The 21553-nt window shown below is 47.1% G+C and carries 18 protein-coding genes; 6 read left to right on the plus strand and 12 right to left on the minus strand.

Going from position 1 to position 21553, the window contains the following annotated elements; all coding sequences use genetic code 11:
* Positions 1-218: 218 nt before the first annotated feature.
* The 3 genes from ACXX53_RS16190 to ACXX53_RS16200 all read left to right on the plus strand — a co-directional run bounded on the left by ACXX53_RS16190 (position 219) and on the right by ACXX53_RS16200 (position 1606).
* Positions 219-680: a GNAT family N-acetyltransferase gene (locus ACXX53_RS16190; protein ID WP_458569703.1), complete on the plus strand. Its 462-nt coding sequence runs from the start codon at positions 219-221 to the stop codon at positions 678-680.
* 102 nt (positions 681-782) lie between these two features.
* The gene (locus ACXX53_RS16195) at positions 783-1139 is read left to right on the plus strand and encodes a hypothetical protein (RefSeq protein ID WP_458569704.1); all 357 of its coding nucleotides are present in this window, start codon (positions 783-785) and stop codon (positions 1137-1139) included.
* Entirely contained in the window at positions 1136-1606 is a 471-nt protein-coding gene (locus ACXX53_RS16200) for a GNAT family N-acetyltransferase (RefSeq protein WP_458569705.1), read from the plus strand. Before ACXX53_RS16195 ends, ACXX53_RS16200 begins: the two co-directional genes overlap by 4 nt.
* 276 nt (positions 1607-1882) lie before the next feature.
* Here ACXX53_RS16200 and ACXX53_RS16205 read toward each other — a convergent pair whose 3' ends face one another.
* Entirely contained in the window at positions 1883-3208 is a 1326-nt protein-coding gene (locus ACXX53_RS16205) for a sigma 54-interacting transcriptional regulator (RefSeq protein WP_458569706.1), read from the minus strand.
* Between the two features lie 202 nt (positions 3209-3410).
* Between ACXX53_RS16205 and ACXX53_RS16210 the strand changes: the two genes are divergently transcribed.
* On the plus strand, positions 3411-4331 hold the full coding sequence (locus ACXX53_RS16210; protein WP_458569707.1) for a proline dehydrogenase family protein: 921 nt from the start codon (positions 3411-3413) through the stop codon (positions 4329-4331).
* Positions 4332-4371: 40 nt separating this feature from the next.
* A complete protein-coding gene (pruA, locus tag ACXX53_RS16215) occupies positions 4372-5919 on the plus strand; it encodes an L-glutamate gamma-semialdehyde dehydrogenase (RefSeq protein ID WP_458569708.1) in 1548 nt (515 codons plus the stop codon).
* Between the two features lie 63 nt (positions 5920-5982).
* Here pruA and ACXX53_RS16220 read toward each other — a convergent pair whose 3' ends face one another.
* The 6 genes from ACXX53_RS16220 to ACXX53_RS16245 all read right to left on the minus strand — a co-directional run bounded on the left by ACXX53_RS16220 (position 5983) and on the right by ACXX53_RS16245 (position 14265).
* Complete coding sequence (locus tag ACXX53_RS16220) at positions 5983-6945, minus strand: ABC transporter ATP-binding protein (RefSeq protein WP_458569709.1); 963 nt, start codon at positions 6943-6945, stop codon at positions 5983-5985.
* A complete protein-coding gene (locus tag ACXX53_RS16225; RefSeq protein ID WP_458569828.1) occupies positions 6942-7934 on the minus strand; it encodes an ABC transporter ATP-binding protein in 993 nt (330 codons plus the stop codon). Before ACXX53_RS16225 ends, ACXX53_RS16220 begins: the two co-directional genes overlap by 4 nt.
* A 27-nt stretch (positions 7935-7961) precedes the next feature.
* Entirely contained in the window at positions 7962-8912 is a 951-nt protein-coding gene (locus ACXX53_RS16230; RefSeq protein WP_458569710.1) for an ABC transporter permease, read from the minus strand.
* A complete protein-coding gene (locus ACXX53_RS16235; protein ID WP_458569711.1) occupies positions 8909-9847 on the minus strand; it encodes an ABC transporter permease in 939 nt (312 codons plus the stop codon). Before ACXX53_RS16235 ends, ACXX53_RS16230 begins: the two co-directional genes overlap by 4 nt.
* A 102-nt stretch (positions 9848-9949) precedes the next feature.
* The gene (locus ACXX53_RS16240; RefSeq protein ID WP_458569712.1) at positions 9950-11659 is read right to left on the minus strand and encodes a peptide ABC transporter substrate-binding protein; all 1710 of its coding nucleotides are present in this window, start codon (positions 11657-11659) and stop codon (positions 9950-9952) included.
* A gap of 416 nt (positions 11660-12075) precedes the next feature.
* Complete coding sequence (locus ACXX53_RS16245) at positions 12076-14265, minus strand: HelD family protein (RefSeq protein ID WP_458569713.1); 2190 nt, start codon at positions 14263-14265, stop codon at positions 12076-12078.
* Between the two features lie 154 nt (positions 14266-14419).
* On the opposite strand from ACXX53_RS16245, the gene ACXX53_RS16250 reads away from it, so the two are divergent.
* Complete coding sequence (locus ACXX53_RS16250) at positions 14420-15271, plus strand: VanW family protein (protein WP_458569714.1); 852 nt, start codon at positions 14420-14422, stop codon at positions 15269-15271.
* Between the two features lie 70 nt (positions 15272-15341).
* Here the strand turns inward: ACXX53_RS16250 and ACXX53_RS16255 are convergent, their stop codons facing one another.
* The 5 genes from ACXX53_RS16255 to ACXX53_RS16275 form a co-directional block, all read right to left on the minus strand.
* On the minus strand, positions 15342-16304 hold the full coding sequence (locus tag ACXX53_RS16255) for an ABC transporter ATP-binding protein (protein WP_458569715.1): 963 nt from the start codon (positions 16302-16304) through the stop codon (positions 15342-15344).
* Positions 16301-17302, minus strand: a complete 1002-nt coding sequence (locus tag ACXX53_RS16260; RefSeq protein WP_458569716.1) for an ABC transporter ATP-binding protein — start codon at positions 17300-17302, stop codon at positions 16301-16303. Before ACXX53_RS16260 ends, ACXX53_RS16255 begins: the two co-directional genes overlap by 4 nt.
* A gap of 19 nt (positions 17303-17321) precedes the next feature.
* On the minus strand, positions 17322-18272 hold the full coding sequence (locus ACXX53_RS16265; protein ID WP_458569717.1) for an ABC transporter permease: 951 nt from the start codon (positions 18270-18272) through the stop codon (positions 17322-17324).
* Positions 18273-18274: 2 nt separating this feature from the next.
* Complete coding sequence (locus ACXX53_RS16270) at positions 18275-19207, minus strand: ABC transporter permease (protein ID WP_458569718.1); 933 nt, start codon at positions 19205-19207, stop codon at positions 18275-18277.
* 127 nt (positions 19208-19334) lie between these two features.
* Positions 19335-21005: a peptide ABC transporter substrate-binding protein gene (locus tag ACXX53_RS16275; RefSeq protein ID WP_458569719.1), complete on the minus strand. Its 1671-nt coding sequence runs from the start codon at positions 21003-21005 to the stop codon at positions 19335-19337.
* Positions 21006-21553 lie beyond the last annotated feature (548 nt).

Raw genomic sequence — 21553 nt, forward strand, 5'->3', positions numbered from 1 at the left:
AACACAGCAGTTAAGGGTGGGACCTTGGCTGCTGTTTTTTTTGTGGGATCATTTTCATGCTGTAAAAAATAGTTATATCCGAGCTTTCCGTGAAAATGAACAGACACTCCAATCGCCATTTGCTACAATGTAGCTATCCAAGCAAATATATGGATGAGATTCCAGTTTAATAGCAAAAAAAGAGCTAGTCATTCGCATAATATGGAGGGGGAGTTCAGTTGAATATAGAGTTAAGACCAATTCATAAACAGAACTGGTTAAAGTGTGTAGGTTTGAGAGTAGGGAAGGATCAGGAAAAGTATGTAGCGAGTAATGTGTTTTCTTTGGCACAAGCTGCATATGAACCTTCTTATAAGCCGATGGGTGTCTATTTTCAGGACGTGATGGTTGGATTTATCATGTATGGTAAGGATCCTGATGACGACAGGTATTGGATATCAAGGCTAATGATCGCGCAGGAGCATCAAGGACACGGGTATGGCAAAGCGGCGCTCGTAAGTGCGATAAATGAGCTAGCGGCGTTGCCGGATTGCACAGAGCAGATTGTGCTCAGCTATGTGCCGGGGAATGAGCATGCGGAGCATATGTATGAACAAGTTGGGTTTTGCAAGACTGGTCGTATCATTGAAGATGAGATCGAGATGGTTTGGAAAGTTAGGAATATAGAAACGATATCCTGACATATAGTTAACCTGACAATAGGAGGGCTTCTCATACCGATCTTCAAGATCATCGGGAAGAAGATAATAACTTCCATCTTAGTCGCAATTCTACTGGCTGCATTGCTAGGCGCGTTCTTCTCTAAGGAATTAAGCTTCTACGTAGTCGCGCTCGTTATTTTCTTTTATACGATGGTTGCTTGTCTTGTGTTCGGCATTCTCGCTTCCTTCGGGATTGATCGGTTAATGAAGAGTCTGACGGATAAGAGCAGATGGGTTCGTGTCGCTATATTCACGTTGAGCTATGCGGTGGCAGGTTTTATCGCTTCTATTCTCACTGTATTAATAATGGGCTTAGGTAACCCAGTAGATAATCCAGTAGGCATGATTAGAATTGGCTTTGGCGTTAGCCCGTTCGGCATAGCTGCCGCTATTATCTATGGGATACTTGATCGTGTGTTATGGAGGAATCATGTATGAAATTGACAAGTTTGACGATCCGCATGCTGGGTTCAGGTGAGGAGATTCCATATGAGCTGTTGATGCTGGCTGACCCAAGTGTGGAAATGATTCAAAAGTACATTAACGACAGCGTTATTATAGAGCTGCTTGATGAGACACGTGTCATTGGTGTCTGTGTGCTTCGTGACATTGCGGAGCATACGCTGGAAGTGATGAACTTAGCCGTAGATCCTGCAATGCAAGGGCAGGGCTGCGGACAACGGCTGCTGCGTGAAGCGGCCGAATGGGCGAGAAGCAATGGCTATGCGATACTGGAAGTCAGCACGGGCAATTCATCGATCGGTCAGCTATACCTCTACCAGAAGGTTGGCTTCCGGATTGTGGGTGTGGAGCCGGATTATTTCACCAAACATTATGATGAACCAATCATCGAAAATGGCCTCGTCTGCTGTGACCGCATTCTGCTGAAGAAAAAGTTAGTGTGAGAGGTTGAAAAAGCGTTCTTCGTGCGAGTAAGCACGGAGAACGCTTTTTAGGTTAGGTATTCTTGTAACTTGGTTTTACCCAGTTACAATCTATCGCTGGCGTGATTCTCGCGCTGTAACAGGGGAAATCCCCGTTATCTTACAGCAACGCTGCTGATTGCTTATGCAAAAGGCCGCGTAAGAGGGAAATCCCCCGTTATCTCCATTATCGAGAGCGCTATCTACACTGTAACGGGGGAAAAGCCTCTTACAGAGCGTAGGTGCGCTGCTGTACGCCTAATCCAATCCATACTGGCGCAGCTTATAGTAGAGCGCGCCGCGCGAGATACCGAGCAGGCGTGCGGCGCGCGCCTTGTTGCCCTGCGCGCGCTTAAGCGCATCCGCGATCTTGCCGCGCTCCATCTCCTCCGAATGGACGCTGAGCGGCAGATCGTCCTCCGTCAGCTCCGCTAACGTTGTCAGCCGCGCGTAGTCCGGCAGCTCCTTCGCGGCGATAGCCGTGCCGCCCTGCGCATGCACAGCAAGCGCGGCCTGCTCCATCGCATGGCGCAGCTGCGGCAGGTTATCCGGCCAGTCATAGGCTGCGATGGCGGCAAGCGCATCTTGCCGCAGCACAGGCCGGATAATCCCGAACTTGTCAGCAGCCTCCGCTAAATAGAGGCTGCACAGTTCGGGAAGCTCCTGCACACGCTCGCGTACTGCGGGCACCGGCTGCTGCACGAACGCATAGTACAGCTCCGGCAGCCAGCCATCCGCCGTGTCCTCGCCTAACGAATACAGCCCGCTTGCAGCAGAGGCGATGACTCGGCACTGGACCGAGACTCGCTTCACACCGCTCATGCGAGTGAAGCTTCCGCTGACCAGCGCATCCAGCAGTTTCTCCTGCAGCGTGAGCGGCAAGCAGTCCGCATCCTTAAGGTACAGAACGCCGCCCGATGCAAGATCAAATTTTCCCGTGCGCTCCGCATCTCCTTGATAGCCGAATAACTCCGCTTCGAGCAAGCCTTCCGGAATGGTCGAGCAGCTCATGGCGACGAATAATCCCGTCAATTCCAGTTCCTCATATATCCAATCCGCAATGCTTCGCTTGCCTGAACCGATTTCTCCAATGAGGAGCAGCGGTCTGCTTCGCTCCACGATTAGCTTGGCAGACGATAAATGCTCCTGCTTGAACGGAAATGCAGGGGATGATAGCTTCTCAGCCTCCGCACCCCTGTACATTTCCGCGCTTAGTTTAACGAAGGAAGTCATATCGTTCTCTATGGATACGGCGCCAAGCAGCGTGCCTTCGTCACTCCATAGCGGGGAAGCGTTAATCATCACATGAACGTTAGGCCTCGGTTCGTGATACAGCTGGCGTATGGGTGTACCGCTCTCCATGACCTGAAATAGCATGACAGACTCCCGTTGAAAAAACTCTGCGATCCGTCTTCCAACGATCGAGGATTGTGCTATGCCGTACATTTCTTCTGCGCGCCGATTCCAATAGATAACGTTTCCTTCCGGATCAACCACGGTTACAGCATCGTTGACAGCATCGAGAAGTCCGTTAAACAGCGACTGCAATTGCGGCGCAGCCCACACATCCGCCTGTTGTCTCATAAGAAGTCATCTCCGTCTTATAGTTATTGTCCATATTATGGCAAAGGAATCTTATGATTGCAATTCATTTACTTGAATCAGCTGATTCCATAATATTCTAATTTATGTATTTACAAAATAAACCATTAATGATTATAATTAAACACAACAACAAGAAGTGTTTGAAAATTGTACACATTTGTATTAGGGGGCATAGCTGCCAATGGAAAGCATGCTGCGTAATGCTTTTTTGTTTCTCTCGAAGAATAGAACGGTCAACCGTGCAGCCAAGAAATACGGTCTCCGCTTCGGTGCAAGGCGATTTGTCGCTGGTGTTCAAATTATGGAAGCGATTACAGCGGTACGTGAGCTGAACAACAAAGGGATCGTTGCCACACTGGACCATCTTGGAGAGTTCATTTCCACGCCTCAAGAAGCGGAAGAAGCCGTTCAGTGCTGTATTCGCACATTGGATGAGATTGCGAAGAGCGGCGTGAAGTCGAATCTGTCCATCAAGATGACCCAGCTTGGACTCGATATTTCGAAGGAGCTGTGCATGAAGCATATGCGTATGATCTTGGACACAGCACGCACTTACGGCAACTTCGTACGCATCGATATGGAGGATTATGCTCATAACGAGATCTCGCTTGAAATCTTTAACGAGCTGCGCAAGGAATACGGAGATACCGTAGGAATTGTAATCCAGGCCTATTTGTATAAGAGTGAAGCGGATATCGAGAAGCTGAGTATGCATCGCCCGAATCTGCGCCTCGTAAAAGGTGCTTACAAAGAGTCTCCCGAAGTGGCTTTCCCGAACAAAGAAGACGTAGACCGCAATTATGTGCGGATCATAGAGCAGCACCTTCTCAAAGGTCACTATGCCGCTATAGCCACACATGATGATCAGATCTTAAACCATGTAAAAACGTTCGTGAAGGCGAACGGAATCCCAATCTCGCAATTTGAATTTCAGATGCTGTACGGAATTCGAGTTCAAGCGCAGCAGCAATTAGCCAAGGAAGGCTATACGATGCGGGTATACGTGCCCTATGGCGATGATTGGTACGGGTATTTTATGCGCCGATTGGCGGAGCGTCCAGCTAATGTTTGGTTCGTATTGAAGTCCATGTTCAAGTCCTAATCTGCTTTATATATGAAATGAATGTAGGGAGGATCCGAAGATGACGATGATGCCATTTCGCAATGAGCCATTTACGAATTTTGCTGTGGAAGCCAATAAGCTGCTGATGGAAGCAGCTTTGCAGAAAGTAGCTGCCGAGTTAGGGCGCACGTATCCCTTAACGATCAACGGAGAGAAGATCATGACGGATAAGACGTCAGTATCCATCAATCCTGGCGATATCGATCAAGTGATCGGGCATGTCGCACAAGCGGATCAAGCGTTAGCTCTGCAAGCCATTGCTTCAGCACACGAAGCATTTCAGCGATGGCAGTATGTCAGCCCAGATGAGCGAGCAGGGTACCTATTCAAGGCTGCAGCTGTGATGCGCAGACGCAAATTCGAATATTCAGCATGGCTCGTATACGAGGTCGGCAAGAATTGGGGAGAGGCTGACGCCGATGTGGCGGAAGCGATTGATTTCCTTGAGTTCTACGCGCGGGAGATGGTGCGTTTAGCTGGTCCGCAGCCTTTGACGCCGCTGGAAGGCGAAGACAATCGTCTAACCTATATTCCACTTGGAGTAGGGGTTGTCATTCCGCCTTGGAACTTCCCGTTGGCGATCATGGCAGGCATGACGACTGCTGCTATTGTGTCTGGCAACACGGTTGTCCTGAAGCCAGCGTCAACATCTCCTGTAATCGCCGCTAAGTTCATTGAGCTAATGGAGGAAGTAGGGCTCCCTGCAGGTGTGATCAACTTCATTCCTGGATCGGGCGCTGAGATCGGAGATTTGCTGGTCGATCACCCGCAAACCCGCTTCGTCTCATTTACGGGCTCTAGAGATGTAGGCCTGCGCATTAATGAACGAATCGCTCGTACTCAGCCAGGGCAATTGTGGATCAAGAGGCTTATCGCGGAAATGGGCGGTAAAGACGGTATCGTCGTAGATCAAAGTGCCAACGTGGAGGAAGCGGCAACAGCCATCGTACAGTCCGCCTTCGGATTCCAAGGTCAGAAGTGCTCTGCTGGCTCGCGAGCGATCATTCACGCGGAGATATATGACCAAGTGCTGGAGCGGGTTGTAGAGAAGACGAAGTCACTCGAGATTGGCCCTGCCAATATCAACAAAGCGATTGGTCCTGTAATCGATAAGAATGCCTACGACAAGATATTAGAGTACTTGGAAATCGGCAAGCAAGAGGGCCGGCTTATCGCGGGCGGATCGGCTGCGGAAGGTAATGGGTATTATATTCAGCCTACGATATTCGCTGACGTTGATTCGCGAGCTCGCATTATGCAGGAGGAAATATTCGGACCAGTGCTGGCCCTCTGCAAGGCAGACAGCTTCGAGCAAGCGATCGATATCTTCAATGATACGGAATATGGATTGACAGGTGCTGTATTCAGCAGCAACCGTGAGCATCTGGAATATGCAAGAGCACGGATGCACTGCGGTAATCTGTACTTTAACCGCAAATGTACCGGCGCACTCGTAGGCGTTCATCCATTTGGCGGATTCAATATGTCAGGTACCGATTCGAAGGCAGGGGGCAGGGATTACTTGCTGCTCTTCACACAAGCGAAGCTCGTTTCGGAGAAATACTAAGTGTCGCATATACGAAAGGCAGTGCATACTCCCATGGGAGCGTGCACTGCCTTCGTTTATGAATTATACATGATGGCAAGCTACAAAATGTCCAGCCTTCATTTCTCGGAAAGCAGGCGCTTCCCTCGCGCATAGTACGCTAGCAGCAGGACAACGAGTGCGAAAGTGACAGCCGGAAGGTGGATTGATCGGGCTTGGGATCTCTCCCTGCAAGACGATTCGCTCCTTCTGAGCTTCGACTTCCGGGTCGGGGACTGGTATAGCTGACATCAGCGCATTCGTGTAAGGATGAAGCGGGTCTGAATACAGAGTTGAGCTATCTGCCAGTTCAACCATCTTGCCCAGATACATTACGGCGACTCTGTCGCTAATATGCTTGACCATGGACAAGTCGTGCGCGATGAATAAATACGTTAGTCCTAAGCGTTCTTGCAGCTCTTTCAATAGATTCACAACCTGCGCTTGGATCGATACATCAAGCGCGGAGATGGGCTCATCGCAGATGATGAACTGCGGATTAACAGCAAGCGCGCGCGCAATTCCAATTCGCTGCCGTTGTCCGCCTGAGAATTCATGAGGGTAACGATTCGCATGATCCGGATTCAAGCCGACTAGATCGAGCAATTCCTCTACGCGGCGCTTCCTCTCGGGACGGCTTGCAGCAAGCTTATGAATGTCGAGCGCTTCGCCGATGATATCCGTGATCGTCATACGCGGGTTCAACGAAGCGTACGGATCTTGGAATATCATCTGCATCTGACGACGCAAAGCCTTTATACTCGTTCTGTTCAATCTATATATGTTTGATCCATTGAAACGAACCTGTCCTGCGGTAGGTTCATACAGTCGAAGCATCGTACGGCCGACTGTCGATTTGCCGCAGCCGGATTCACCGACCATCCCCAGCGTTTCCCCGCGATGCACGTTAAAGCTGACATCATTAACTGCCTTCAGCAATCCACCGTGCTTAACAGGAAAGAACTTCTTCAAGCTCTCCACTTGTACGAGCGCTTCCAATTGTGTCATAGGGAAACCTCCTGTGCCATCGGATGGAGCAGCCAACAGCGTGATTGATGGGTTTCGGAAATGTCGATAAGCTCCGATTGATGCGTCTTGCAGATATTCATCGCATGCTCGCATCGCGCGCAGAAGCCGCAGCCTGCGGGCGGCTTTAGCAGATCAGGCGGCGTTCCGTGAATCGGGATAAGAGGTTCACTCTTCTGCTGATCGATCCGCGGAAGGGAACGAAGCAGTCCTTTCGTATAGGGGTGCTTTGGATTTTTGAAGATTTCCCATTTCGTCCCTGTTTCCACTACTTTACCGGCATACATGACGATTACGCGATCGCATAAGTCGGCTACTATGCCGAGATCATGCGTGATTAAGATAATGGAGGTATTGAATTTCTCCTGCAGATCCTTCATCACGTTTAGAATCTGTGCTTGAATGGTAACATCAAGTGCGGTTGTCGGTTCATCCGCAATAAGCAGCGAAGGGTGACAAGCCAGTGCAATTGCGATCATAGCTCTTTGACGCATACCGCCCGAGAATTCATGTGGGAACTGATTATAGCGGGATGCGGCGTTAGGTATTCCCACTAGCGAAAGCATCTCGATTGCCCTTTGCTTCGCTTGCGATCGGCGCATCTTCTTATGCTTCTCCAGCACCTCAGTAATTTGTCTGCCTATTGTCATCGTTGGATTCAGTGAAGTCATAGGATCTTGAAATATCATACCGATCTCTTTGCCGCGATAGGCCTGCATGTCCTTCTCCTTCAAGTTCAGCAGATCAATACCGTTAAATAGAATCTCCCCGTGCTTGACACGAGACGGTGGAGATGGCAGGAGACGCATAATACTTTGGGCAGTAACACTCTTGCCGCAGCCTGACTCCCCGACGATAGCAACCGCTTCACCCGGATTCACATGAAAGGACACACCTCGTACTGCTTGAACCTCGCCAGCGCGGACATCGAAGGAAACATGTAAATCTTTGACTTCTAATATGGGCTGCACTTTTTCCATGCGGTTTCCTCCTTGTCCTTATTTTTTGAGCTTCGGATCAATCGCATCTCTCATGCCATCACCGAATAAGTTGAAGGCGAGCATCGTTAAGCTAATTAAGATAGCAGGGAACAGCATGCGCCATGGATATAAGATCATGGCCTGCATCGCATCATTGATCATTGTTCCCCATGAGGCTGCAGGAAGCTGAACGCCGAGACCTAAGAAGCTGAGCACAGCTTCAGCAAAGATCGATGAAGGTACTGCTAGTGTTAACGTTACGATGATCGGTCCTAGTGTGTTCGGGATCAGATGACGGAATATGATTCTCGCTCCTGATGCGCCCAAGGAGCGTGATGCCAGCACATACTCTTGTGTTTTGAGCTGCATGATCTGGCCGCGAACGATCCAAGACATATTGATCCATCCGGTCAGGCACAACGCGATAATGATCGTCAGCAGACTCGGCTTGAATACGACGACGAGCAGGATGGCAACGAGCAGATCCGGAATAGAATAGATAACCTCAGATACTTTGTTCATCAATTCATCTAATTTACCTCCGAGATAGCCCATAATACCGCCGTAAATGACCCCAAATATCAAGTTGATAATCGCAGCTGTAAATCCGACCAGCAAGGAGATGCGAGCTCCCATCCATGTTCGCGCGAACATATCTCGACCTAGATCGTCCGTTCCAAACCAATGCTCTGCCGAGGGTGGTTTATTCGTTAGCATTAGATTCGTCTTGGAGAAGTCGTGCGGTGTCAGAAACGGACCAACGATCGCCATAATGATGAGCAGCACTAGAATGACTAGTCCTGTCATTGCAGCCCAGTTGGAGCGCAATCTAAGCCACACATCCCGCCAAGCGGATATGCTCTCGCGTTCAATAGCTTCAGAAGCGTGCTCGTCAATATTAGCCTTGTGAAACTGTTCAGGTGTCAGTGAAGTCGGTTGGATCGGATTCGGCTTGTTAAATGAAATCATGCCGCACGCTCCTTTCGCTTCCCGAGCTTAATGCGAGGATCGATGAAGCCGTAAGCGATATCGGTAATCAATCGAGCCGTCATCAGAATTAAGCCATAGAAGATGGTGATTCCCATGATAAGCGAATAATCGCGGTTGCCGATGCTCATGACATATATCTTGCCTAGTCCGGCTATGCCGAATATTTGCTCGATAATAAATGAACCCGTAATCACGTTGGCTGTAAGCGGTCCGAGATAGGTGACCACTGGCAATATGCCGTTGCGCAGCACGTGCCTCCGCATGATCGTCCACGTGCTTAAGCCTTTGGAACGAGCCGTCTTAATATAATCGGAATGCAGTACCTCGAGCATATTAGATCGTGTTAATCGCGCGATAAAGGCGATAGGAAGTGCAGATAGTGCAATTGTAGGGAGGACGAAGTCCTTCGCCTCATTTAATCCGACCACATTGAAGATTGGAATCTTTACGCTTAAGAGCCATTGCATCAAAGAAGCCAGCACGAAGCTTGGGACGGACACGCCAATAACAGCTAGAACCATTGCAGATGTATCCAATAGCCTTCGATGATGGAACGCTGCGGTCATTCCGAGTGTGACCCCAACGAGAACAGCTGTGATAACAGCTACGATTCCTAGGCGAAGCGAGAAGGGGAAGGAATCTCGGATGAACTGTATGACTTCTCGATCATGCATTTTCATGGATATTCCTAAGTCGCCTGACAGGAGATTGGCCAAATAAACACGATACTGTTCTAAATATGGCTTATCTAACCCGTACTGAGCGTACAGTCGCTCTCTTATTTCGGGAGCTACAGCTTTCTCTTTAGTAAATGGATCACCTGGAATCGCTTTCATGAGTACGAAGGTGATGGAGGCTAACACGAACATGGATACGAGAAAGAAGAAACATTTGTTTAATATATATCGCAGCATCTGAGTATATCACCGCCTCATTCGAATGAGTATTGCAAAAACGGGATACAAGACAGCTAGGCCGCTTGCATCCCGACTTGCATATTTATGGTGAGGCTGGAGTTATTCCAGATAACCTCTTGTGAAATGGAGCATGCCTTGATAGTCGAAGAATACGTTCTTGACATTAGGCTTCATCATACCGACCATACTGTTGTTGTAGATTGGCATCAGGGCCATATCGTCGCCGATGATAATCTGTTCCGCCTGCGCGATAATCTCTCTGCGCTTTACTGGATCAGCTTCTTTCTTCGCTTGAATGATCAGCTCGTCGAATTTCGGATTGCTGTAGCCGAGGTCATTGTTGCCGCTGCCTGTCGTATATAGATCCATAAAGGTCATCGCGTCGTTATAATCCGGCGACCAGCCTGCACGTGCAACCTGGTAGTTCAATGCAGTACGATCCTTCAAGAATACGGCCCACTCTTGATTCTGGATCTGGACGTTGATGCCAAGATTCTGTTTCCACATGTCGACGATGGCGAGCGCTATCTTCTTGTGATTGTCATTGGTGTTATAAGTAAGCGTGAACTCTGGCATTGACGTCAAGTTAGATTCAGCTAAGCCTTCAGCTAGCAGCTTCTTGGCTTCTTCTACATTCTCTTTAAAATAGTTGACCGGAACCTCATCGCGGTACTGTCCTTTGACACCGTTAATACCCAATGGCACCATATAATAGGCTGGAACCTGCCCAGCCAAAGTCACATTCTCAACGATGGCTTTACGGTCGATCGCCATTGCCAGCGCTTTACGTATCTTCACATTGTCAAACGGCTTAACTTTGTTATTGAACAGGTAATAATACAATCCTGCTTCCGGCTGAATGATGAGTTCATCCTTTTTCGTCTGCTTCAAGACCGGGATCTGATCTGCAGGAATCGTTCCTGTTGGACGTCCAACGTAATCAAGCGCATTCGTCTCATACATATTGAGCTGTGACATGGAGTCTTCGACCATGGTCATGGATACTTTAGTGAACTTGATCTCATCTTTCGCATAATAGTGCTCATTCGGCACGAGCTCGAGCGAAGATTGGTGCACCCAATTCGAGACCTTGAATGGACCGTTAGAAATGATCGTATTCGCTTCACTTGCCCATGTTTTTGGATTGTCTTTCACTGACTTATGAACAGGATAGTAGGTTTGGAAGGAGAGTAGATTTAAGAAGTATGGAGTAGGGTTGACTAGGTTGACTACTAATGTATAATCATCGGTTGCTTTAACTCCGACTTGGTTAGCATCTGTAATCTTTTTCGTATTGAATTCTTCACCATTCACCAGATAGAAGAGCTGATAGTTATACGGCGGGGCAGGCTCTGTTGCAGGATCAAGCACTCGCTGCCAAGCATACACGAAGTCATGTGCGGTTACAGGGTCGCCATTCGACCACTTGGCATCCTTGCGAATATTGAAGGTGTACGTCTTGCCATCATCGGAAATGGACCACTTTTCTGCCATGCCCGGCAATACTTCATCCTTCTCGTTGACACGAGTTAGTCCTTCAAAGGTCGCGGATAGTACAGTAAATGATGTCACATCCTGAGATTGACCTGGATCCAGCGTAGGCGGCTCAGTACCAAGGTTGAAACGGAATACTTGCTCTTTCGCGGCTTCCTTAGGAGGATCATCCTTCTTGGTCTCTGTCTTGGGTTCTGTCTTAGTTTCCGTCTTTGGCGGCTCAGTTGTTTTCGTCGAGTTGTTTCCGCAAGCACTTACGAATGCGCTTACAACAAGCACTAGCATTAGTACCAGCAGCAAGGATCTTCTCTTCATGTGTCTTTGTACCCCTCTCGGATTCAATATGTTGCCAATGTCAATGACTAGGCTAGACATGCTCAGGGGATGATTGACAGTTGGATTGTACCATATAATACCATACAAATTTGAAGTCGTCATGTAAAATTTTCAGCTGAATCCGAAAAATGTCTATTAAGGGGATGCAAACATCCGTTCAGGGAATACAAAAACGGGTTAAACAGAGTATAATCCATGTTTCGACACAATCCGAGTGTAACTTCTAGAATTAAATAGAATCACATCGAAATTTATAAACAAGACATAGAATTAAGTAAGAAAATATTATACTATTCTACAAATACTCCCCCATATCACTCTTCTTTCGCAAAAATACCCAGACTAGACACAAGGTCTTTGTCTGGGTACTTAAAGGTTTCATCTAGGAAAAGCTCTTAGAGCTGAACATGTTCAGTCCATTCATCATCGTTCTCGGGAACTAGCGGACTTAATTTGCCCTCTGCGCATAATGTCAATTCATGCAAGGCGCGTGTGCAGCCTACATACATAAGCCGTGCTTCCAATGGGTTCGCCTGATAATGGACAGCATCGGCGCTTGTCAGCAGGACAGCATCGAATTCTAGGCCTTTGGACAAATAAACAGGCAAGACAGATACACCGCCCGTATACTTTTGCTGTCTGCCATCAATTAGGCTGACTTGAACGCCCATACTCTGCAGTTGTTCGTACAAGCTTCGAGCTTCATCCGTTGTACGAGTCAGGATGGCCGTTGTTTGATATCCTTGCTCAAGGTGACGTTCGAGCTCGCTCTTTATCCAGGATACAGTCTCTTGTGAGTTCATATGAACGATACGCACACGATTTCCGCCTCGGAACACAGGCTCCGCCAGCATGCTGGTTTGAACTCCGCGCTTCAGAATCGTGTTGGCGAAATGTATGATTTCCATCGTTGAACGATAACTGCGAGTAAGCGCGTAGTAGGATGACAGTTCAGGCCCGAACAGCTCGCGCATCTCGGACCAATCTTCAATTCCCGCATAAGCGTGGATGCCCTGTGATAGATCGCCAAGAACGGTAAAAGAGTGGGTCTTAACCATACGATCAAGAAGAGCGATCTGCAGCGGCGAGAAGTCCTGCGCTTCATCGATGACAACGTGGTCGAAGCGGTCAGAAGATTCGATGCCATATAGGCTGATATGAAGATAGACAAGCGACGCCAGGTCTTCAGGCTTAATATATTTCTTTTTTATATGTTTAAGCGTTTCATTGACTGCAGAAGCAGGCAGCAGCTGCTCGGCTGCTTCCGATTGAAGCAATGATTTATAGACCTGCAAGACGTCAGTGTTAGGCCACTTCTTCATATAAGCCTTGAGGCGAGAAGTCGATTTCTTCTTATTATCTTGAAGCTGCGTGCGATTGCGTATCAGCTTGAGCTCCATCTCAATCCAGCGCTGGATGCGAGCTTGAATTCGCTCAACCCTCTTGGCAGGTTCATAGGACTTGTAATCGTGAGTGAACCATTCCAGAATCGTAGCCCGAGGAAGGGTGTGGTTATCCCATGGCGAGAAGTCCTCTTCTGGGACGGCATGCTCCACCCAACGCTCGATATGCTCATCCAAGAGCTTCATCCAGCGTAAAGATCCTTTGATTCTGCCGACGGTTTCGGATGTGAACTCCGGTCGTTTCGCGATCGAGCCGTACCAATGCTCAATCTCGTCCATCACATCGGCCAATTGAACGCGTTCATCAAGACCAGTTAGTTCTAATGCCCAATCAGAAAATGTACGCTGTTGAATGTCGCCCACACCGAGTTCAGGCAGAACGTCGCTGATATAGTCCAGAAACATACGGTTCGGCGCGAATATAATCATGCGCTCACTCTTCAGCTGCTCATGATATTGATATAGGAGATAAGCCAATCGGTGAAGAGCTACGGTAGTCTTACCGCTTCCTGCCACACCTTGAATGAACAAAGCTTGATTCTTAGCGGCGCGGATAATGAGATCCTGCTCAGCTTGAATCGTAGATACGATGTCCCGCAATCGATTGTCCTTGTTCTCACCAAGGCGATAAACGAGGAATTCGTCCGTAACGTGTTCTTCGCTGGAATCGCGATTGTAGGTATCGACGACGCGCTGCAGCTGTTCTTTGCGCACGACAAGGTTGCGCTTGAGAAATACTTCTGCTTCAATCGTGCCTTCTGGCGATTCATAAGAAGCGGGAACATTACCGCCAGTGAAAGAGTAGAACAAGCTCGCAACGGGTGCACGCCAATCAATGACAAGGGGATACAAATCTTCGTCTTCCTTGCCGAGTGAGCCTGCCGACAATGGTATAGGCGTCTTGCTGTCCATACCTACGCCGTGCTTGCCGATATACAGCGGGATGGTGTTCGTTCGAGTTGTTTCTCGAATGTCGATGCGTCCGAAGTAAGGCTCGCGTTCGGCACGCTTCAGCCGCTGCCGACGCTGCTCACGCGCATCTTCGAGAACCTGCTCGGTGAAATTATTCCCCGTGTAAACAGGGATACGCCGAAGTGCTTCATACTGCTTGCTAATTTCCAGCAGTGTCTGTTCAAGACGTTGGTGCTCTTCTTGATAGGCACTTTGAAATGTGTCGTTCACCTTCAGTTACCTCCTAAGAATAATAGTGGTCCATTTTACTGTTGTATGGCTACTGGAAAATGGGAATAAGAAACCTACTATATCATAACCACATCCTGCATTCAACATTCTGTTATAATCAATGAAATGGTTATTTTGGAGAAAGGTGGTACACATGGATTTCATGCTTAAGTATCGACCTATTAAACGTTCTTCTATTAGATTAGCAGCAGGGAAGACTTATTATCGTCTAAACCGTTATGCGCGTTGGTGGAAGATGAGAGAGCAGTTTGCGCTGGTCCGCAGCCAAGATAAGCTAGCATGTTTCATTGCTGAACACAGCACACCGCTCTATCGAGAGCTCCACGAGGTCGACCGCAGCGTGCAGGAAGCCAAAGTACATAATCTGCGTATCGCTGTTGAACGATTGAATGGCATCGTACTAGAGCCTGGAGAGGTGTTCTCCTACTGGCGTCTTATCGGTAAGCCGACGAAGCGCAAGGGATATCAGCCAGGTATGATCTTGTATTGCGGTCAGATGAAACTTGGTATAGGCGGGGGACTGTGCCAGTTATCTAACCTGATCTATTGGATTACACTGCACTCTCCATTAGAAGTAGTGGAACGTTATCGACATTCCTATGATGTATTTCCGGATGCAAATCGGACGCAGCCGTTTGGCAGCGGCGCGACATGTGCTTATAACTATTTAGATCTTATGATTCGTAATTCGACAAAAGAGAGGTATCAGCTAGTACTTAAAGTAGGGGAGACTCATCTGCAAGGAGAATGGCGTTCAACTGCTGCTCCCCGATATCATTATAAGATAGAGGAACGCAACCATCGAATGACGTTGGAGCCATGGGGCGGTCATATGCGCCATAATGAGCTGTATCGCCAAGTGTATTCACTCGATGGAACATGGTTAAGGGATGAAAGTATAGCGGATAATCACGCGTTAATGATGTACGCGCCGTTGTTGTCTGATGGCAAGGGGGAGAGTCAGAGCAAGGAGCTGGCAAAGTGATGTTGGAGGAGGTGAAACCATTCGATAGGCAATACCAAGCTTATCGTCGGTATTGCCTATCGTGATGGTGTCAAACCAGGTGGCAAGCTACATGATGTCCTGGCTTCGCCTCGCGGAATTCCGGAGCTTCCTTAGCACAGCGTTCTGTTGCATACGGACAGCGCGTGCGGAAGAAGCAGCCTGATGGAGGATTGATTGGGCTTGGAATTTCACCTTCCAACACAATTCTTTCCTTAGAAGCTTCAATGTCAGGGTCAGGAACCGGAATCGCGGACATTAAGGCTTTCGTGTATGGATGAAGCGGATCGGAATATAGGGCCTCACTTTCAGCAAGCTCAACCATTTTTCCAAGATACATAACAGCAACACGGTCACTGATATGTTTAACCATTGATAGGTCATGGGCAATAAACAGATAAGTCAGACCCATGCGGCCTTGAAGCTCTTTCAGCAAGTTGACAACCTGGGCTTGAATCGAAACGTCCAGGGCAGAGATTGGTTCGTCACAGATGATGAACTTCGGATCAACTGCAAGTGCGCGAGCTATCCCGATCCGTTGACGCTGACCACCAGAGAATTCATGCGGATAACGGTTTGCATGGTCAGGATTAAGGTTAACCAGATCCAGCAATTCCTCAATGCGGCGTTTGCGTTCCGCACCGCGACTCGCCAACTTGTGAATATCAAGGGCTTCGCCGATAATATCGGAGATGGTCATTCTTGGATTCAGTGAAGCGTATGGATCCTGGAAGATCATCTGCATATAGCGGCGATATTCCTTCATCTGCGAGCGGTTCAAGCTATATATATTCGTACCATTGAATTTGACTTGACCTGCCGTAGGCTCGTACAAGCGAAGAACGGTACGTCCAACTGTCGATTTACCGCAGCCTGATTCGCCGACCATCCCGAGAGTTTCGCCTGCTCGAATCTCAAAGCTCACATCATTTACGGCTTTGAGAGTTCCGCCATTTTTGACAGGGAAATATTTCTTCAGGTTCTCGACCTGTATAAGTGGTTGAGATTGTGTCATTTTACCGCCTCCTTCGCCATAGGATGGAGCAGCCAGCAGCGTGCTTGATGCTTGTCACTAATGGTGGTGTATTCAGGATCATGGGTCTTGCATATGTTCATCGCGTGATCACAGCGTGCGCAGAATCCGCAGCCAGCAGGCGGCGTTAACAAATCTGGCGGTGTACCAAGGATAGGAACCAATGGCTCATCCTTCTTCTGATCAATACGCGGTAAGGACTGCAGCAAGCCCTTTGTATAAGGATGCTGTGGATTTTTGAATATTTCATGCTTCGTTCCCGTTTCCACAATCTTGCCAGCATACATAACAATAACACGATCACATACATCAGCTACGATCCCGAGGTCATGTGTGATCAAGATGATCGAAGTATGGAATTGCTCTTGCAGATCTTTCATAACAGATAAGATCTGTGCTTGAATCGTTACGTCAAGCGCTGTAGTAGGTTCATCCGCAATCAGCAGGGAAGGCTGACAGGACAGTGCAATGGCGATCATCGCACGTTGACGCATACCGCCGGAGAACTCATGCGGATATTGATGGAATCTGGATTCCGCATGTGGAATACCTACGAGCTTCAGCATTCGGATTGCTTCTTCTTTTGCTTGTGCAGAATTCATAGCTTTGTGCTTAGTTAATACCTCAGTAATCTGTTTACCTACAGTCATAGTCGGATTCAAGGATGTCATCGGATCTTGGAAGATCATCCCGATGTCTTTTCCGCGAATCGCTTGCATCTCTTTTTCCTTCAAGCTCAGCAGGTTTCTACTATTAAACTTGATCTCACCGTGCTTTACAAAGGATGGCGGCGTTGGCAGCAGTCTCATAATGCTCTGTGCTGTTACACTCTTACCGCATCCCGATTCTCCTACAATGGCTACTGCTTCTCCCGGATTTACATGGAAAGAAACACCGCGTACTGCCTTAACTTCACCGCCGCGCGCTTTGAAGGAGACGTGCAGATCGTTGACTTCTAATAGGGGCTCTGTCTTATGCATGTCCATTCCTCCTAGACCATTATTTCTTCAATTTCGGGTCAAGCGCGTCACGCAAGCCGTCTCCGAACATATTAAATGCGAGCATTGTCAAGCTGATCATAATTGCTGGGAATATCAAGCGCCACGGATAGATAACCATTACCTTGATCCCTTCGTTAATCATCGTACCCCAAGATGCAGCTGGAAGCTGAACACCTAAGCCGAGGAAGCTAAGCACGGCTTCGCTAAAGATAGCAGATGGTACAGCAAGTGTCATGGTTACGATAATTGGACCAAGCGAGTTCGGAATCAAATGACGCAATAGAATGCGCGGACCGGAAGCGCCCAAGGAACGAGCGGCCAACACGTATTCTTGATTCTTCAATTGCATGATCTGTCCGCGAACAATCCAGGACATATTTATCCAACCTGTTAAACATAGAGCGATAATGATCGTTAACAAGCTCGGTTCAAATACAACAACGAGCAGGATTGCAACCAGCATGTCAGGGATAGAATAAACAATTTCCGAGAATTTGTTCATAAAATCATCGACTCTTCCGCCGACGTATCCCATGATTCCACCGTAGATAACACCGATCACCAAGTTGATGCAAGCTGCTGCGAAACCTACGATCAATGAGATGCGAGCGCCCATCCAAGTACGAGTGAACATATCGCGACCGAGGTCATCGGTACCGAACCAATGCTCTGAAGATGGAGGCAAGTTCGTTGACATGAGATCATTTTTATTAGGATCGTATGAAGTTAACCAAGGGCCAATAATAGCCATAATAATAAGCAAAATTAGAATGACAAGTCCTGTCATGGCAGCCTTGTTGGTACGGAGTCGCAGCCATACATCGCGCCAAGCAGAGATACTTTCACGCTGGATTACCTCAGCAGCATGCTCATCTGGGCTTGCCTTTTGAAACTGCTCCGGTGTGAGTGGCTGCTGTGGGAGAGTATTGGAATTGTTAGTTGTTATCATGATTAGCTCTCCTTCTGCTTGCCAAGTTTGATCCGTGGATCAATCAAGCCATATGCAATATCTGTAATAAAGCGAGCAGTCATCAGAATCAGACCATAGAAGATCGTAATACCCATAATGAGTGAATAGTCACGGTTACCGATACTAGTAACGTAAACTTTACCTAATCCAGGGATACCGAAGATTTGCTCAATAACAAATGAACCCGTAATAACACCCGCTGTAAGCGGTCCAAGATAAGTGATAACTGGTAGAATACCGTTGCGTATAACATGTCGACGCATGATCGTCCAATTATTCAATCCTTTAGAACGAGCGGTCTTAATGTAATCTGCATGGAGAACTTCCAGCATACTTGAACGTGTCAGACGAGCGATAAAGGCGATCGGCATCGCTGACAGCGCCATCGTTGGAAGCACATAGTCTTTCGCTTCATTAAGTCCAACAACATTGAAGATTGGAAACTGAACGCCGAGCAGCCACTGGATAAGTGCGGCAAGCACGAAGCTTGGAACCGATACGCCAATTACTGCTATTATCATTGCGGAAGTGTCGATCATCTTCCTGTGATTAAATGCAGCCAGCAAACCAAGCGATACACCGATAATTACAGAAACGATAACAGCTACAATCCCCAGCTTAAGCGAGTAAGGGAAGGAGTCTTTAATGAAGTCAGTGACTTCGCGATCCGCCATCTTCATCGATATACCGAGATCACCTTGCACTAAGTTCGTCATATAAATAGCATATTGTTCGTAATAGGGTTTATCTAAGCCGTATTGCTCCATCAACTTCGCTTGAACCTGAGGCGGAACCGCCTTTTCGGAAGAGAATGGATCACCCGGGATGGCATTCATCAATATAAAAGTGATTGACGCCAGTACGAACAAAGATGCGATAAAAAATATAATTTTATTTATAATGTAGCGTGCCATCACATTTTCACCGCCGGTAATATTTTGTTTTATGAATAAATCATAAAATGGGAGTAAAAAAATTCGGGATACATGCGAACGAATCGCTGGCATGTATCCCAGTCTTCATGAGTATGAATCTATCTTTCTACTCTACATATCCGCGTGTAAAGTTGAAGTTACCCATAGCATCAACGAAGATATTTTTGAATTCTGGTTTCATCAATGTAACTGCAGTGTAATAGTAGATTGGCATGATAGCCATTTCATCTTCTACTAGAATCTTTTCAGCTTGAGCGAGCATGTCCATGCGTTTTTGTGGATCTGGCTCAACATAAGCACCTTTGATCAGTTTGTCGTATTCTGGATTGCTAAAGCCGATATCATTGTTGCCGCCGCCTGTGAGGAACATATCAAGGAACGTCATTGGATCATTGTAATCTGGGTTCCAGCCAGCTCGTGCAACGTCATAGTTCAAAGTATGACGTTGTTCAATGAATACTTTCCATTCTACGTTCTCGATTCTAACTTTAATGCCAAGATTATTTGTCCACATATCTGCGATGGCTTGAGCGATCTTCTTGTGACCATCGTCAGTGTTATAGGTAAGTGTGATTTCTGGCAATTCTGTCATACCCGATTCTTGCAAGCCTAGAGCGAGCAATCTCTTCGCCTCTTCAACATCTTCCTTGAAATAGTTGTCTGGGTACTGATCACGGTATGAGCCATCAACAGCATTGATTCCTGGAGGAACCACACCGAATGCCGGTTTTTGTTCGCCAAGGGTAACTTTGTCGATTAGCATTTGACGATCGATCGACATCGATAATGCTTTACGAATGTTCTTGTTGTCGAACGGCTTTTCTTTATTGTTGAAATAGTAATAGTAGATCGACGCTTGAGGGTTGATGCTCAACTCGTCTGGCTTCGTTTGCTTCAACAATGGAATCTGATCAGTAGGTACTCCAATACCCGGAGGTCCTACGTAGTCAAGTGCGCCTGTCTCATACATATTCATTGCCGTATTGGAATCATTGACCATGCTGATATCCACTTTAGTCAACTTAATTTCATCCAGGCTATGGTATTGATCATTTTGCACGAGCTCGATCACATTGGAATGTTCCCATTTGGTCATTTTGAAAGGACCGTTAGAAACGATCGTATTTGCTTCGAGATCCCACTTCGGATCAGCTTCAACTACTTTTTTGTTAACCGGGAAGTACGTTTGGAACGCTGTCAGATGCAAGAAATATGGAGTTGGGTTCTCCAACTCAACTTGCAATGTGTAATCGTCAGTTGCTTTTACACCAACTTGACTTGGATCCGTAATTTCTTGGTTGAAGAATTTCTCACCGTTCTTGATGTAGTACATCTGATAGTTATACGGTGATGTTTTCTTCATATTTGGATCGAGCACTCGTTTCCAGGAATATTCGAAATCGTGAGCCGTTACAGGATCGCCATTAGACCATTTTCCATCTTTGCGAAGATGGAACGTATATGTTTTGCCATCCTCTGATATATCCCAACTCTCAGCCGCAGCTGGTTGAATGTTGTTATCTTTGTCTACTCGTGTCAAACCCTCGAAGATTGCTCCGATAACCGTGAATGATGGTGCGTCTTGGGAAAGTGCGGGATCCAATGTTGGTGGTTCTGATCCCAAGTTAAAGCTGAATTCTTGCGGCTTGCCGCTTGCTCCGTTCGTCGAAGCACCGTCGTTTGATTTCGCTGAGTCTGAAGAACTACCGCATGCGCTTAATAATGCGCTAAAAGCTAGAACGAGTGAAAGCAGTACCAGTGTCGATTTCTTTCTCATGCAATGATGTTCCCCTTTCTGGATGAATTTATCTCCTAAACCAAATATTAACTTTACATTATACACTTGCTAAAGAAAAGTTACTGATTGGCTTGAAACATATAATAGCACAAGCTTCGCGAAGAGTCTTTACCTTTTTTCAAGTTTTTTAAGAAAAATGTCGTTATATGATGAACAATCTTCCTTTCTGTACAAACAAACGACATATAAAATGCATTTAATGTAGAAATATGTAAATATAAATAACATAAAATAGCAAACCACGAAATGCCATAAATGGTCATAACTTAACTTTATATGGTCGATAAATGAAATCTCTAAGGTGAAATTACATACTGCAATGCGTATATTATTGCAATACATCTATCGTTAGGTGAGCAAGGGGTTGTTATAAAATGTATGGTGAGAGGGGAGTTGGGGGGATTGGGTGATCACGACTGGGAGAGCCATGTCTGTTGGGGGTGGACAGCTATTGATAATCGAAAATGATAGAAAAAAAAGCAATAGGACCGATGGTGCATGCACCGATCCTATTGCTTGAATGTGAC

The sequence above is a fragment of the Paenibacillus marinisediminis genome (assembly GCF_054343325.1).